This window comes from Wolbachia endosymbiont (group A) of Phasia obesa (genome assembly GCF_964028125.1).
GTDB classification, from domain to species: domain Bacteria; phylum Pseudomonadota; class Alphaproteobacteria; order Rickettsiales; family Anaplasmataceae; genus Wolbachia; species Wolbachia pipientis.
In genome coordinates this window covers 48,445-63,843 of sequence record NZ_OZ034764.1, presented here as the reverse complement: position 1 = coordinate 63,843, position 15,399 = coordinate 48,445, and the positions used below count along the sequence as shown (strand labels likewise).

The window sequence follows — 15,399 nt, the reverse complement described above, 5'->3', positions numbered from 1 at the left end:
AGCAAGTAGCTGACACTGGAATGACATTATTCACCATGTAAATTATGGCATATTACATTTTAACGCTCAAGTTTATAAAATAATTGACAATGTTAATTTTCTAATTTATAAATAGATTTTGAAATGATTACCGAAGGAGGTATAGAGTTTGATAGAAGTATCAGTCCATTATGGTGATGTAGACAGAGCTCTTCCAGTATTGAAAAAAACAATTCAAAAGGAAGGAAGAGGGTTGAAAATGAAAAAACAATATCATGAAAAAAAATCAGAAAAAAGAGCTAAAAAGAAAGCTGAAGCTAAAAAAAAGAGGTACCAACAAGAGTGCAGAAGGCAGCGTTATGGTTGGTAGTTTGTACTCAGGTTAATAGTTTATCATTGGTTATTTTATGAATATTCACGAATATCAAGCGAAAGAAGTTTTGCATAAATTTAATGTCCCAGTGCCAAAAGGTTTTGTTGCTACATCTGCGGAAGAAGTAAAGACTCAAGTAAGTCAATTAAAATCTGACGTGTTTGTAGTTAAAGCTCAAATTCATGCAGGTGGTAGGGGTAAAGCCGGTGGCGTAAAGCTAGCAAAGTCAGTTGAAGAAGCTCAACAGTTTGTAAAGGACATGATTGGTATGACTTTAGTTACTCATCAAACAGGGCCAAGCGGGCAGCAAGTAAGAAAAGTGTACGTTGAAGAAGGCTCAAGCATTAAGAAAGAGTATTATTTAAGCCTGGTAATCGACCCGAAGCTCAGTAGGCCAATATTCATATTTTCCTCAGAAGGTGGAATGGACATTGAAGAAGTGGCGAAAAATTCTCCTGCAAAAATTGTGAAATTTGATATTGATTCTGCTACAAGTTTTGATAGCAGCAAGTTAAGCAGCAGTTTTGATTTGAGTCCAGAACAAATAGAAAAGATATCGAACATTGCAAAAAAAATATATGATGCGTTTATTGCAACTGACGCGAGCCAAATTGAAATTAATCCACTGGTTGAAACAAATTCTGGAGATTTTATTGCGCTCGATGCGAAAATTAATTTCGATGACAATGCTTTATATCGTCACCCAGAAATTATGGAACTTCGTGATTATGATGAAGAAGTGAAAGAAGAGATAGAGGCTTCAAAATATGGGCTCAGTTACATCAAAATGGATGGCAGTATTGGTTGCATGGTAAACGGTGCAGGTCTTGCTATGGCAACAATGGATATAATAAAATACTACGGAGCAGAGCCTGCTAACTTTTTGGATGTTGGTGGTGGAGCGAGTAAAGAAACTGTAACTGAAGCATTTAAAATCATATTGTCTGATAGCAACGTAAAAGGAATTCTGGTTAACATATTTGGTGGTATAATGCGTTGCGATATTATCGCAAGTGGAATTGTTGCGGCTGCAAAAGAAATGAGCATTAAAGTTCCTCTAGTGGTTAGATTATCAGGTACTAATTTTGAAGAAGGAAAAAAAATCTTAGAAGAGTCAGGATTAAATATTATTGCTGCAGATGAACTGGGTGATGCTGCACAAAAGATAGTAAAAGAGGTAAAATAAAGCATGTCCGTTTTAGTAAACAAAGATACAAGATTAATATGCCAGGGTTTTACTGGTGCACAAGGCACATTTCATTCAGAGCAAGCAATTGATTACGGAACGAAAATGGTGGGAGGTGTAACTCCTGGAAAGGGTGGTAGCACTCACCTTAATTTACCGGTTTTTAATACTGTAGCAGAAGCCAAAGAAAAAACCGGTGCAAATGCTACAGTTATATATGTACCTGCTAAATTTGCTGCTGCTGCAATACTTGAAGCAATAGATGCAAAAATAGAATTGATAATTTGTATTACAGAGGGCATTCCTATACTTGATATGGTGAAAGTTAAGCGTGCGCTTATCGGCTCAAAAAGTCGATTGATTGGTCCCAACTGTCCGGGAATTATTACACCTGAAGAATGCAAAATAGGAATTATGCCTGGCCATATCCATAAGCGTGGACACATAGGAATTATGTCTCGCTCCGGAACTTTAACTTACGAGGCAGTAGCACAAACAACCGCTGTTGGTCTTGGTCAATCCACGTGTATCGGAATTGGGGGGGATCCAATTCATGGTATGACATTTGTCGACTGTATGGAGCTCTTTTTAAAAGATGACGATACTCATGGTATTGTAGTTATTGGTGAAATAGGTGGAAACGAAGAAGAAGATGTATCACATTTTGTGAAAACAGAAAAAACTAAAAAGCCAATCGTTGGTTTTGTAGCAGGCCAAACGGCACCTCCAGGAAGACGTATGGGACACGCTGGAGCAATCATCTCCTCCAGCGGTGGAAGTGCTGGTGCAAAACTAGAAGTTATGCGGAGTGCCGGGATTGCAATTGCTGAAACCCCTGCAGTAATTGGTAAGAAGGTATTGGAAGTAATGCATCACTAGAATTAGGGTCACAAAAACCCTATATCACCGGTCATGAATACGTTATTTGCCCATTCGATTAATAACTTGCCTCCTGGTAAATTTACTGAAGTCTGTTGGGCAACCAGATATCCACGTAGTGTGGATGCAACAAGTGCTGCACAGGCTGCACTACCGCATGATGCAGTAATGCCTGTACCTCTTTCCCAAACTCTTAAAGCTATTTCTCCAGACTTTTCAACTTGTGCAATACTAACATTAATTTTCCGAGGAAATAATGCGTGATTTTCTAGCTTTGGTCCTAAATTTCGCAATGGTATTTCACTTATGTTATCAACAAAAAAAACTATGTGAGGATTGCCAATATTTACTGCAACAGGATCTTTTAGCATTTCAAGCTCTATAGGTAAGTGAAGAGTGTCACACTCAGTAGACAAGGGAATTTCATGCCATTTTAGCAAAGGTTTACCCATGTTAACCTTTATGGATTTATCACCCACTTTAAAACACTCTAAAATGCGTTTGCTTGTTAGCTCAATAATGGAGTATTCAGCACCTTTTTCTGACATTATCAAATATCCAACACAGCGTGCTGCGTTTCCGCACATTTCAGCTCGACTGCCATCAGCATTATAGATATGCATAAAACAGTCTGCAGCATTAGACATTGTTATAATTATCACTTGATCACAACTGCTTTGATCAGCAATTTGTCTATGGTTCCAGTCTAAATTGTTTGTTGAACGTGAGTCTATGATAACGAAATTGTTACCAGTGCCGTGCATTTTGATAAAATTTTCAGAATTTTGGCCACTCATCATAAAAAAATATTTCTTCTATTGGTCTTCTTTTCTTCTTACTTGTTTCAGCACCCTCTTCTTCGTAACCAACCGCTATCACTGACATTACGTTAAAGTCATTGGGTATATTGAACTCTTTCACTATTTTATCTCTATCAAATCCACCCATTTGATGGGCCATTAAGTTCATAACTGCAGCTTGTAACATAAGTCCATAATTTGCTGCACCAGTATCATGATTAGCCCAAAGATTTTCTCCTTTACCTTGTTTACGGAAGTTTTTAGCACTTAAAGATATGATTAACACTTGTGCATCTTTTGCCCATTTTTGATTAGATTCATCAAGGCAATTTAGCAGCTTTTCCCATGCGCTTTGATTGTTCTGTTTGTTGCATATTACGTATCTCCAGGGTTCATCACCAAAACATGAGGGAGTCAGCCTTACAGCTTCCATTAAAATATCCATGTCTTCCTGAGATATTGCTCTTGTAGGATCGTATGAACGTCCGCTGTGTCTTGCTTTCATCAACGATAATAGATCTTGTTTACTCATCATTTTTAATTTAATAGTGCATAAATAATTCATTGTAGCACAATATAAGCAAAATTTAAATTGCAAAACCTCTCATACACATATATTACATTTAATAAGTTATTTTTATTGGGAAGGTATGTTTATAACACAATCTAGCAGCAGATCAACACTGGCTGAAATATTGTCTTGCGTTTTACTTTTATTCTTGATGGCTCAAATAAGCATACCATTGCAGCCTGTGCCTATCACATTGCAAACTTTAGGAGTAATGCTTATTGGGCTTAAATTTAACCGCAGAACAGCATTCTATTCTGTGCTTACATATCTATCACTTGGTGCAGCAGGATTGCCTGTTCTTGCGAATTTTTCTGGTGGTTATCACGCTCTTCTTGGACCAACCGGTGGATATTTAATTGGCTGTTTAGCTGCTGTTATGGTAATGAGCAAAGTAAATGAATTACTGAACTCTAAGTATAAATCATTTGTATGTAATTCTTTAAGTTGTCTGGCTGGTACAGTTGTAATCTTTATTTGTGGTGTTAGTTGGCTTGCTGTTTACTTGGGTCTGGGACAAGCAATAATGGTGGGTGTTTTACCATTTATCCTTCCTGGTTTGATAAAAATTTTTCTACTTGTAGCAGCTTTGCAATATTTGAAAAAATGATAAAATTTCGCCCTCATCATTTCATGTGCACCCTCGCGTTTCGGGGATATGGGTATTCTCAGGGTTTTGTAGAAAATTATAAAAGGATAGCAAGCAAAGTAATTAGTACTCAAATCGAAGTAGTTGGTAACCTTGATAATATCTGTAGTGCTTGTCCAAATCAGACTAAACAAGGTAAATGCACCACACAAGCTAAAGTTTTAGAGCTAGATAGAAGGCATATGGAAATTTTAGGAATTAAAATTGGCGAGACTTTAACTTGGAATGAGGCAGTAAAAAAGATTAGGGAGAAAATGTCTTTAAAGAAATTCGAGTACGCATGTGAGGGGTGCAACTGGCAGCCATATGGAATATGTAAAAATGCCCTTTTAAATCTACAAAGGTAGTTGACAAAATGTTAAGATAAATTGAAGCATTTTTGTGGAAATAAAGCGAAATATGGAAGACAAAAGATAAATGCATTCTGAAAAGCTACACAGCATGTTCGTCCCGCTAATTAATAATATCTTTATTATTGTATGAGATAGGTAATTTAGCATTTATGAATTTGTAATGTGTTACGCATAGCTCAAAGAAATAAGGTTTACTGGTTACACGCTGCAGCCAATGCCACAACACTAGGACCTATGTTTATCTGCATGTTAATTTGCGTTGTGATTTTATGGAGGTCTTCTGTTACCTATGCTAGTGAAAATTTGGAGATACAAAAGGCCTTCGATAGTGTTGTCAAGCATATAAAAGCTGATAAAAAATATAAAGATTTTGATGTTATTGAGAGAAAAAGTGACAAATTTAATATCAAAATTTCGCAGAATTCTGGCAAGAGTTTTGACATATACTCTACTTTAAAAAAAGCAAAAGATTCCTTTGAATCAGGAGATAATGAAGCAGCTATTTCTCTCCTTAATCAGATTATCGCAAAGTTTCCTTATCATAAAAATGCTTTAATTGGATTGGGAAATATTTATTACGCTAATAAAGAATACAAAAAAGCTGTAGAGATTTACACAAGACTGTTAAAAGAACACCCTAGTAACCCTTACATATTAAAAAATTTTCTGACGATAATCTCACAATATGATCCTGATCTGGCGTTGAGTGAAATGTTAAAATTGTATGATATACATAAAAATTATGCTCCTTTATTAGCAAATTTAGGTCTGATCTATATGAAAAAGGAGGATTATGTAAAAGGTAAAGAGTATATGATAACTGCTATTTCCCTCGATGAAAACAATATTTTTTATACTTATAATTTAGCTGTTATTCTAGATAAACTTTCAGATTTTCAAAATGCTACAATATTCTACTTAAAGTTGTTAAACATGGCTACAACTTCGAAAGATGTGAGTGAAAAAATACCTTTATACAAAGTGACAGCAAGACTAAAATTTATAAAACTTCACAGCACGCACCCAAAGATTTCATAAAAGCTTATAGCTTACCTAAAGCTAATTTATCGTATCTGTTCAAGGGAGTGGCTAATGTGCAAATATTGAAGCAAAGTGTGTGACACACAGCTGTACGAACATTTGTTTGCAAAGGTAATTTGCACAACAAATGCATAACTGTACGAACATTGTGATTTTGGCCCATCAGGAGGGTGTCATCCCAGTGCTTGACACTGGGATGGCTTTGTTGCATCGCTACTTATGAAAGGCTAACTATAGTTAGGATTATAAGCAACCTATTGAAAATCTTGTTTTTTTGCAATCAATCTGATCAAATTTAAGAATAGTAATTTGTTATTTATATTAATAAATTTAATTCTATTGAAAATAGCTAAAGCATTGAAATTCTTGAATTTTAGCCGGATTGGTAAATGGTAGTGAAATTTCTTTTACTCAAATTTAGGTATTCATTGACCGTTCTTGTTATAAATACCAGAATAATAAGCTACTGATATTCGCTATCTTTTTTATCTTTAATCCATCATAGCTAGCGATGCAACAAAGCCCACTGGGATCCAGGAATTTTATTAAGTTGGCGAGCATAAAAATAGCTGTTTTATGTAAAAATACAACGTTTTAATGATTATGAAAAAGCTGGATTCCAGTGTCAAGCACTGGAATGACACCATTCTTTTTTCTGGATCCCAGTGTCGGCTACTTGGATGACACCATTTATTGTAAGGACTTACCTCACATTTACTCTATGATTATCTTTTTAGATCACCTTGTCTACCTATTTTGCCACTCTGCTGAACGGATACAATTTATTGCTATTTTTGTTTACAATAATAATATTGAGCTATAGAATTAGATCTAAAGGGGCAATTAGCTCAGCTGGTAGAGCATCTCGTTTACACCGAGGAGGTCGGCAGTTCAAGTCTGTCATTGCCCATTTGCTTAACTGAATGTTAGTATTATTAATTACTTCAATTAAAGTATAGAAAATGCAGGATAATATAGTACCAATCTCAATAGTAAAAGAGCTGGAAGATTCTTATCTTTCCTACGCAATGAGCGTTATCATAAGCCGGGCTATACCTGACGTGCGGGATGGATTTAAACCTGTTCACAGGCGCATATTATATGCAATGTCAAGAGCTGGATTCGATGCCGGTAAGCCATATAAAAAGGCAGCTCGTATAGTTGGGGATGTAATGGGGAAATATCACCCACATGGTGATGCAGCTATTTACGATTCCTTGGTTAGAATGGCCCAAGATTTCTCTCTTCTTTTACCACTTGTTGATGGGCAAGGTAACTTTGGTTCGATAGATGGAGATCCACCAGCTTCAATGCGATACACAGAAGCAAGACTTCAAAAAGTGTCGCACTTTTTACTGAATGATATTGATGAAGATACAGTTAATTTTAGGCCAAACTACGATGGAAATGAAACAGAACCAGTTGTGCTGCCTGCAGAGTTTCCGAATCTATTGGTAAACGGTGCAAGTGGTGTTGCAGTTGGTATGGCAACCAATATTCCTTCTCATAATCTTGGAGAAATAATAGATGCTTGTATATTATATGTAAATAATCCTGAAGTTACTTTGGATGAGTTACTTGAAGTGATGCCAGGGCCGGATTTTCCAACTGGGGGAACAATTCTTGGAAGGTCTGGAATAAGATCAGCATTTGCAACTGGTCGTGGATCAATTGTTGTGCAAGGCAAGACTCATATAGAAGATCTGCCACAAGATAGGCAAGCAATAGTGATTGATGAAATACCTTACCAGGTAAATAAAGTAAAATTAATTGAGAAGATAGGTGAGCTTGTAAAAGAAAAAAGAATTGATGGTATAACAGAAATTAGGGATGAGTCCGATAAGTCTGGTATTAGAGTAGTAATTGACCTCAAAAGAAATGCTGAAGCAAGTTTTATACTTAATCAAATATTGGGGCTAACTCCACTAAGAAGTAGTTTTAGTGTTAACACTTTAGTGCTCAATAACAACAGGCCTGCTTTGATGTCATTGAAAGAAATCATAGAGGCCTTTATTGATTTTAGAAAAGAAGTGTTAATCAGGAGAACAGAATTTCGTCTAAGAAAAACGAGAGAAAAAGCTCATATATATATAGGGCTCTACATTGCGGTCCTCAGCATAGATGAAGTGATAAAAATCATCCGCGGTGCAAAAGATCCTGCGGAAGCAAGTAGAGAACTTTTAAATAAAGAATGGAAAACTTCGAATGAAATCAACACTATTATCGAGTTGATTTCAGATAGCGCAAGTTTTTTGAAAGATGGAGTGTATAGATTAACTGAGCTACAAATTAAAGCTATCCTTGATATGAAACTGCAGCGTTTAACAGGCCTTGAAAAAGACAAATTAGAAGCTGAGCTAAGTTCAATGATCAACCTGATAAAAGAATATATCGCTTTTCTTGGCTCAGGAGAGAAGTTGATGAAAGAAATAAAAAACAATCTACAAGAAATAAAGAACAGATTTGCTGTGCCGCGAAAAACTTCAATAGAAGAGTCAGACGCGGACATTGAAGCTGAAGATCTAATTCCACAAGAGGATATGGTGATAACCGTAACTATGAATGGTTATATCAAGCGTGTAAAACTTTCTCACTACAGAACTCAGCGTCGTGGTGGAAAAGGAAAGCTAGGACAGGGATTAAAAGAAGAGGATGTAATCACAGAATTATTTGTTGGAAATACCCATACTAGCTTTTTATTCTTTTCTAACATTGGTCGAGTTTATAGATTAAAAGTTTATAAGTTACCTCTTGCAGAGCCAACCGCACGTGGAAGAGCACTTGTTAACATATTTCCGCTTAGCGATGGTGAAACTATAACTAATATCATGCCATTGCCAAGTGAAAATGACGAAAATCAAAACATAGTTTTTGCTACTGCCTATGGAAACATAAGGCGTAACTCCTTAGCGGACTTTCACTATATTCCAAGCAATGGAAAAATAGCAATAAAGCTCGATGAAGGAGACAAATTAGTATCGGTTAAGGTATGTAATGAAATTGACCATGTTTTACTTTCAACAACGCTTGGAAAAAGTATCAGATTTGTTGTAAGTGATGTGCGTCAATTTAAGAGTCGCAATTCAGATGGCGTAAGAGGTATCAAACTTGTAAAGAATGACAGCGTGATATCCATGACCATATTAAATGGGATAGGTGTAGCAACAGAAACAAAAGAACTTTACTTAAAAGTTCCACTTGCAAAAAGACTGGGGACTGCAATTAATAACTCCATTGATTCTAAATTGGAAAAGACTTTGAATGATTTAGGAATAGATAACGAATTATTCTTAAAACTTGCAGTGAATGAGGAGTTTATATTAACTATTACTGAAAATGGCTTTGGTAAAAGAACTTCTGCGTATGAATATAGAGTAACTAACAGGGGTGGTGTTGGTATCACCAATATTCTTACTACTAGCAGAAACGGTAATGTTGTTGCTAGTTTTCCAGTTGAGCAGGGTGATAATATAATGCTTATTACAGATAAAGGAAAGTTAATTCGCATTTCGGTCAATGAGATTAGAATTGCAGGACGCAGCACTCAAGGAGTCACTCTGTTTAAAACAGAAAGTAGAGAAAAAGTGGTGTCAGTAGCGAAAATTGAAGATCCTGATTCCACTGAAGATAGTATTTTTGAAGTTGAAAACTCTATCTCTTCTCAACCGTAGTACAGGTTAAACAAAAAGCGCAAGTTTTTGTTGATTAATACGCAGTATTTAAATTAAAATATATACTTATGGCTAAGTAAAGATCAATGGACAAAAATTTAACTAAAAATAAAAAACCACTGGCAAACAAAGAGGATAAAAAAACACCTCCTGTTAAAGACCTTACTAAAAATAAGAGTAGGAGAGATTTTATAACATTAACTACATGCGCTATGGCAGGTATAGGAGCTGCAAGCGGACTTTGGCCACTGGTTAAATCTATGAATCCTTCTGCTGAAGTTCTAGCAACTTCCACAGTGGAGGTGAATTTGTCTGGAATTCAGGAAGGACACGGAGTAAAAGTAAAGTGGCAAGGTAAACCAGTATTCATTCGTAGACGCACAAAGCAAGAAATTGAGGCTGCAAGAGCTGTGAATGTGAAGAGCTTGAGGGATCCTCAATTAGATGAGCAGAGAGTATACGAAGGAAAAGACGAATGGTTAATTATGCTTGGAATATGTACACATCTTGGGTGTGTACCGGTTGACCACGCTACAAGAGATGGTAATGGTTGGTTCTGTCCTTGCCACGGTTCATATTATGATACATCAGGCCGAGTGATTGGGGGTCCTGCACCGAAAAATATGGCTGTACCTGATTATTTTTTTCCCAGTGAGAATGTTGTGGTAATTGGCAAGAAGGCTTAACGGAACTCGTTAAAAAAAACTCACAGGATCAACATCTATTATCACTGCAATACTCGAATTCAAGTTACAATTTTTAATCCAATATTTCAGCTTTTTTTGTATAGATAAACTGTGTTTATTGTGTATTTTTAATAATACCCTATGCCGATACTTATTATTTAAAAAATTTATTGCTGCTGGTGATGGGCCAAGAATTTCAAATTCCTTTTTGTCTACACCTACATTTTTTTCCTGGATACAAGTAGTTAAGCTACTTGGATAACAAAGAAGAGATTTTACTATTTCATTCGCTGCTTTTTGTGTTGCAATCTGATTCTTACCACAAATTATAAGCGCTATTAATCTGCTAAATGGTGGCATTTTGGCTTCGCGTCTTGACTTAAGTTCGATTTCATAAAATGAGTCTCTTTTTTGATGCAGCAATGCTTTTATTATTGAACTTTCAGGATTATTAGTTTGCACTATTACCATTCCTTTTTCATTAAACCTTCCTGATCTGCCTGCAACTTGGTGCAATAATTGATACGTCTTTTCCGCTGCTCTTAAATCAGAATTTTCGAGGCTCAAATCTGCATTTATTACTCCAACCAAAGTTAATTTGGGAAAATTGTGCCCCTTAGCAATTATCTGTGTGCCGATTATAATGTTCACCTCTTCCTTTAACACTAAATCAATGATGTTACTAACCGACTTCTGATCGCTGCTTATCATCGCAGTTTTTGCGTTTGGTATTAATTTCACCATTTCTTCAAGTAACCTTTCAATTCCTATGCCGTAGAGGGACAATGGCTGTTCACTTTGGCAATTAGAGCATTTTTCTGGAAGTTTCAATTGATAAGAGCAGTGGTGGCACAAAAGAGCATTTTTTTTCTTGTGATATGTAAGCCAAACAGCACAATTTAAGCAGGAAATTTTATATCCACACTTTTTACAAATTGCCAGTTGTGCATACCCTCTGCGGTTTAGAAAAAGCATAACCTGCTGTTTTTTCTCTATGGTTTGTTTGATGCTTTCAAAAAGCTCAGAGGAGATCCATTGCTTGTTGTTCCTCATATCTACTACTTTAATGAGTGGCAATTCTGCACCACCAAATCGCTTAGTTAGCTTTACATGATTGTAATTCCCGTTTTTAACATGATGAATCGTTTCAAGCAGTGGAGTAGCTGATGATAAAATAATCGGAATATTTTCAAATTTGGCTAAGATTATCGCCATATCTCGAGCATTATATATAATTCCCTGTTCTTGTTTAAAAGATGAGTCGTGCTCTTCATCAACGATAATCAATTTTAGGTTTTTATAAGGCAAAAAAAGCGCTGACCGTGCACCAATAATTATCTGCGCATTTCCATTTGCTATATTGAGCCAATTATTCCGGCGAGTTTTTGGAGTGAGCCCTGAGTGCCATTCAACTAAGTTTTTTGATATCTGACCGCGAACACGATTTACCAATTGTGAAGTTAAAACAATTTCAGGTAGGAGGATTAAAATTTGTGTATTACCTTCTCCTGATGTCATTTCAACATATTCTGGTGTCATACTAGTACGTGGCAAAGACGGTATGCTAAATGTTACAGTGGGTTTTGCCTTGAGTATAAAGGTGTCATTCCAGTGCTTGACACTGGAATCCAGGAATTTTGATTGTAAATTAGGTATTGGTTTTAAGTTAAAATAAACATTTGTAATGAGGTTATATGAAAAACTGGATCCCAGTGTCAGGCTACTCGGATAACACCCTCTTGGTAGACCCAAATCACAATGTTCGTACAGTTGTGTCTCTGGGCACTGGGATGGTAAAGTCTGAGCAGCATTTGGAACGGCAGTGTAATTCTTAATCAATTGTGCAATCACAGAGAGATAAACTTCGGTTTTTCCAGATCCTGTCTCACCGTCAAGCAAAGTCACTGAATACTCGTTCAAATTGCTTATTATTTTATCACTAGCTATCTGCTGTTCAGGGCTTAATTGGCAACTTATTTCACTTGTTTCCTGCTTTTGTTCAACACAAACCAATTTATCTATGTGATTTACTTTTAACACTCCTCCCATTATCACTTTGGCAAGCATACCAATAGGTATTAAATTGTATTGTGCAACCCACTCTGCAAATGCAATCAATTTTGGTCTAATATTTGGTAAATCGATTTTTTGCTCAATAAATTTTAATTCTCGGTTACTTTTATCACTGTATTTCCAAACTATTCCGATTAAGCGTTTTTTGCCAAATGGCACCACTACGTAATCTCCAAGTAAAATCTCAGTATTTTCCTCAATTGCATATGAAAATAACTGATCAATTGGAAGTGATAGTAATACGTCAACTGTTTTTGCCATAGTGATTGAGTTTAACATTGTTTTAAAGAGCTTGTAACTTTATTAAGCCTGGCAATATAGATGAATCGGTACAGAGAAAATCTTAACGTTTAACACATTTTTCATAGTACAGACCGTATGATTGATAAATAAAATGATTTATAGAATTTGTGGAGGCTACCAATGGTCAACGACAAGATTACTTTGAACTTTGAAATAGAAAAAGGCGAACCTATAGATCGATACTACTTTTCTGCACATATAAAGCTTACAGATGAAAGCAAAAATCTTTTGCGGGAGAAGCTTGGCAGTACAATTCAATTCGATAATCTAGATGATCACTTCAATCTTAACCATGAGAATTTTTATATCTACTACAACAAATATAGTGAGCACAATGGTAGAAGTGAGCTACACGTTAGGGATGATAACGGTAAATATTTAACCTCCAATCTTCCACTTAATTACTATGGATTCTCAATGGAACTATCACCTGACGGAGCGTCAATTGCAGATTATGGTTTTTATCCTCTGTATGCAATCTATAACCCAAATCACTATAATAAAGCAAAGGAAAAAGTATTTGATGATCACGGTGAATTGTCACCAATTGCATCAAATGTGTTAGATAATTTTTTAAGCAACACAAATAGCTTAACCACACAAGATATATTACAAAATGTATTCTCACAACTGCAGAAGAAAGCTGATGAAGAAGCAGAAAGATTGGCAAGAGAAAGAGAAGCAGAAAGACAAAGGGAGGAAGAGTTAAATGAAAAGAACGAGGAGTTAAAAGAACTTGTAGAAAAGGATGAGATTAAAATATTCAAAGTGGTAAAAGGTAATGATTTAGGTAATGGGCATTCAGCAGTAGTTTTACAACTTGATGGGGAAGAAGGTGACAAGATACCTCTCGACTCTAGTAAATACTACATAGCAGAGTATAGACACCACCCAGAATGGGAAGGCGATGAATATTTAAATTTTGTTAGCCCTGATAGTGATATGCTGGTTAATTATGAAAACTTATTTTTTGTGCTCAATCAAAGCTCCTACTCAGACTTTGAAAGTGGGTTTTATTCAGAAAACAGAACCGATCCCCATAATTATGCTAAATATTCAAAGGAACCATATTTGAGTGGTGACCAGCTATCTGAAAAATTATCTAATGAATTGGAGGAAGATAGCAATCAGATAGGTACTGAATTTACAATTGATGATGAGCAAGTAGACGAAGAAGTTGTGGTAGAGAGTGAAGCCAAGTCTGGGGAGAAAGGAACGGTTGGTGAGGATAACGCAAAAAATACTATACAGGAAGAAGAATCTAACTATATAGATCAAATGCAAGCGGATGATAGCAGCAGTTATAAACCAGCTTTGCAAAGCAATCGTGATGATTATGCTGATACGAAAAAAGCTCTGCAGGAAAAATTGCATGGAGATGAAATACACAAGCAAAGTAATGAGAAAGCTCAAAAAGATATAGAAGTAAAAAAAGTAACTGTGGAAACTGACAGTAGCAGTAATAAGACTGAAAAACAAACAAAACCAACAGAAGATGAACAAGAAACTGTTATGGCAAGTGTGATAGAAAATATGGATAAAAATTCTGATATTGAAGCAGAAACTTCTAACAGTGTTGCAAATTCACAACATCCCTTAAAAATAAAGACAGGAAGTCCTCTTGAAGTGGGAAAGTATAAGGTGGAGCTGCAAGTGACATATGATGATGTAAAGAATTTTTATGATACCGTACGTGGTAAATATCATGCTGGCGATGGATATAACTACGAACAAGTAATGGTTTTATATAATGAAATTGTTAGGCCCGCTCACAATCATCATTACGAGCTGTTTACTCTTGATGAAGCACATGTTGCTAATGATCACCTGTTTATCAAGGGTCAGGATTTTGGAACTCTAAATGATTTTAATGAGATGTTCTATAAAAGTGATGAGTTAATGTGATGTAAAAAGCAAGATTCAATCTGGTGAACGAGAGTTAACTGACAGAGGAGATTGACACGTATGCCTTTATCTTTAAGATTGTTTATCAAGTATAGACATCAGCTCGCCCCATTCTCTTTTACCAATATTACTTTCTTCTCTAGTAACGTTTTCCCCTTTAATTAATTTGCGAATTATTTCTAGACCAGTTCTTGAAATACAGGCTGATTCTAGGCAATATTCAACAAAGGCATTGTAGGCCAGTGGAACCCATTTTTTTATTATATCCAGCATAACTTCTGCATAAACTCTGATTTCATATTGGGCATGCTTATCAGCTCTAAGCTTCAAAAAATGAAGGAGATTATGCAGATCTATTTTCCAATAAAATTGCGTGTAGTAATTAAGCATTAGGTTAGTTCTGGCAATTTCTCTTGCAAGCCCCTGCTCAATAAATTTTTCATAATGAGAATATACTAAATTAGAGTCATTTGTTAGAGAATCTATTATTTCCTTTGAGGTATCTGGATCAAAAGCTTCCCCGCTACCTTGTTTATTATTGTCAGATTGTTTTGCAACTTGTTCTGGTTTAGGTGTATAAAATTCATTATCAAGTATTGAATACCTTGCTGAATATTCATTCACATTTGCAGTTCTATGCCTTATCCATTGCCTTGCAACAAAAATTGGAAGTTTCACGTGAAACTTAATTTCACACATTTCAAATGGAGTTGTATGATGATGTCTCATTAAATACTTTATAAGTGCTTCATCCTGACTTATCTGTTTTGTTCCCTTGCCATAAGAAACACGAGCAGCTTGAACTATAGCGCTATCAGAGCCCATATAATCCACTACTCGAATAAATCCATGGTCTAATACCTTATGTTCTTCATATAAGATTGCATCTATTTCTTTTACTATAGTTCGTTTGGTTGCTTCATTCATAAAATA

13 protein-coding genes and 1 tRNA gene are annotated in these 15,399 nt (G+C 35.7%); 10 read left to right on the top strand and 4 right to left on the bottom strand.

Annotation, left to right across the window (positions count from 1 at the left end; all coding sequences use genetic code 11):
- The first annotated feature begins 148 nt into the window (after nt 1-148).
- Genes rpsU through sucD form a run of 3 tightly spaced genes read left to right on the top strand, consistent with a single transcriptional unit; the run spans nt 149 to nt 2,417 of the window.
- Nucleotides 149-349 (top strand): 30S ribosomal protein S21, encoded by a 201-nt coding sequence (gene rpsU / locus ABWU29_RS00320; RefSeq protein ID WP_006279819.1) that lies wholly within the window; start codon nt 149-151, stop codon nt 347-349.
- A 37-nt stretch (nt 350-386) separates the two neighbouring features.
- Entirely contained in the window at nt 387-1,538 is a 1,152-nt protein-coding gene (sucC, locus tag ABWU29_RS00315; RefSeq protein ID WP_015589445.1) for an ADP-forming succinate--CoA ligase subunit beta, read from the top strand.
- Between the two features lie 3 nt (nt 1,539-1,541).
- Nucleotides 1,542-2,417 (top strand): succinate--CoA ligase subunit alpha, encoded by an 876-nt coding sequence (gene sucD, locus ABWU29_RS00310; RefSeq protein ID WP_015589444.1) that lies wholly within the window; start codon nt 1,542-1,544, stop codon nt 2,415-2,417.
- 8 nt (nt 2,418-2,425) lie between these two features.
- Here sucD and dapF read toward each other — a convergent pair whose 3' ends face one another.
- Both dapF and ABWU29_RS00300 read right to left on the bottom strand, forming a co-directional pair.
- Complete coding sequence (dapF, locus tag ABWU29_RS00305) at nt 2,426-3,214, bottom strand: diaminopimelate epimerase (protein ID WP_006279822.1); 789 nt, start codon at nt 3,212-3,214, stop codon at nt 2,426-2,428.
- Nucleotides 3,195-3,782, bottom strand: a complete 588-nt coding sequence (locus ABWU29_RS00300) for a nitroreductase family protein (RefSeq protein ID WP_006279823.1) — start codon at nt 3,780-3,782, stop codon at nt 3,195-3,197. The genes dapF and ABWU29_RS00300 overlap by 20 nt, the downstream gene beginning before the upstream one ends.
- A gap of 85 nt (nt 3,783-3,867) precedes the next feature.
- Here ABWU29_RS00300 and ABWU29_RS00295 point away from each other — a divergent pair, with 85 nt between their 5' ends.
- The 6 genes from ABWU29_RS00295 (at nt 3,868) to petA (ending at nt 10,185) form a co-directional block, all read left to right on the top strand.
- A complete protein-coding gene (locus ABWU29_RS00295; RefSeq protein WP_015589442.1) occupies nt 3,868-4,395 on the top strand; it encodes a biotin transporter BioY in 528 nt (175 codons plus the stop codon).
- A complete protein-coding gene (locus tag ABWU29_RS00290) occupies nt 4,392-4,781 on the top strand; it encodes a DUF1284 domain-containing protein (RefSeq protein ID WP_006279825.1) in 390 nt (129 codons plus the stop codon). Before ABWU29_RS00295 ends, ABWU29_RS00290 begins: the two co-directional genes overlap by 4 nt.
- Nucleotides 4,782-4,949: 168 nt before the next feature.
- On the top strand, nt 4,950-5,825 hold the full coding sequence (locus ABWU29_RS00285; RefSeq protein WP_174516848.1) for a tetratricopeptide repeat protein: 876 nt from the start codon (nt 4,950-4,952) through the stop codon (nt 5,823-5,825).
- An 840-nt stretch (nt 5,826-6,665) separates the two neighbouring features.
- Nucleotides 6,666-6,738: transfer RNA gene (locus ABWU29_RS00280), tRNA-Val, on the top strand.
- Between the two features lie 52 nt (nt 6,739-6,790).
- Entirely contained in the window at nt 6,791-9,499 is a 2,709-nt protein-coding gene (gene gyrA, locus ABWU29_RS00275; protein WP_141456691.1) for a DNA gyrase subunit A, read from the top strand.
- An 86-nt stretch (nt 9,500-9,585) separates the two neighbouring features.
- The gene (gene petA / locus ABWU29_RS00270) at nt 9,586-10,185 is read left to right on the top strand and encodes a ubiquinol-cytochrome c reductase iron-sulfur subunit (RefSeq protein ID WP_015589439.1); all 600 of its coding nucleotides are present in this window, start codon (nt 9,586-9,588) and stop codon (nt 10,183-10,185) included.
- 9 nt (nt 10,186-10,194) lie between these two features.
- Here petA and priA read toward each other — a convergent pair whose 3' ends face one another.
- Nucleotides 10,195-12,537 (bottom strand): primosomal protein N', encoded by a 2,343-nt coding sequence (gene priA, locus ABWU29_RS00265; RefSeq protein ID WP_015589438.1) that lies wholly within the window; start codon nt 12,535-12,537, stop codon nt 10,195-10,197.
- Nucleotides 12,538-12,681: 144 nt separating this feature from the next.
- Here priA and ABWU29_RS00260 point away from each other — a divergent pair, with 144 nt between their 5' ends.
- On the top strand, nt 12,682-14,466 hold the full coding sequence (locus ABWU29_RS00260; protein WP_141456689.1) for a hypothetical protein: 1,785 nt from the start codon (nt 12,682-12,684) through the stop codon (nt 14,464-14,466).
- Between the two features lie 72 nt (nt 14,467-14,538).
- Here the strand turns inward: ABWU29_RS00260 and thyX are convergent, their stop codons facing one another.
- Nucleotides 14,539-15,393: an FAD-dependent thymidylate synthase gene (gene thyX, locus ABWU29_RS00255; RefSeq protein WP_015589436.1), complete on the bottom strand. Its 855-nt coding sequence runs from the start codon at nt 15,391-15,393 to the stop codon at nt 14,539-14,541.
- Nucleotides 15,394-15,399: the final 6 nt, after the last annotated feature.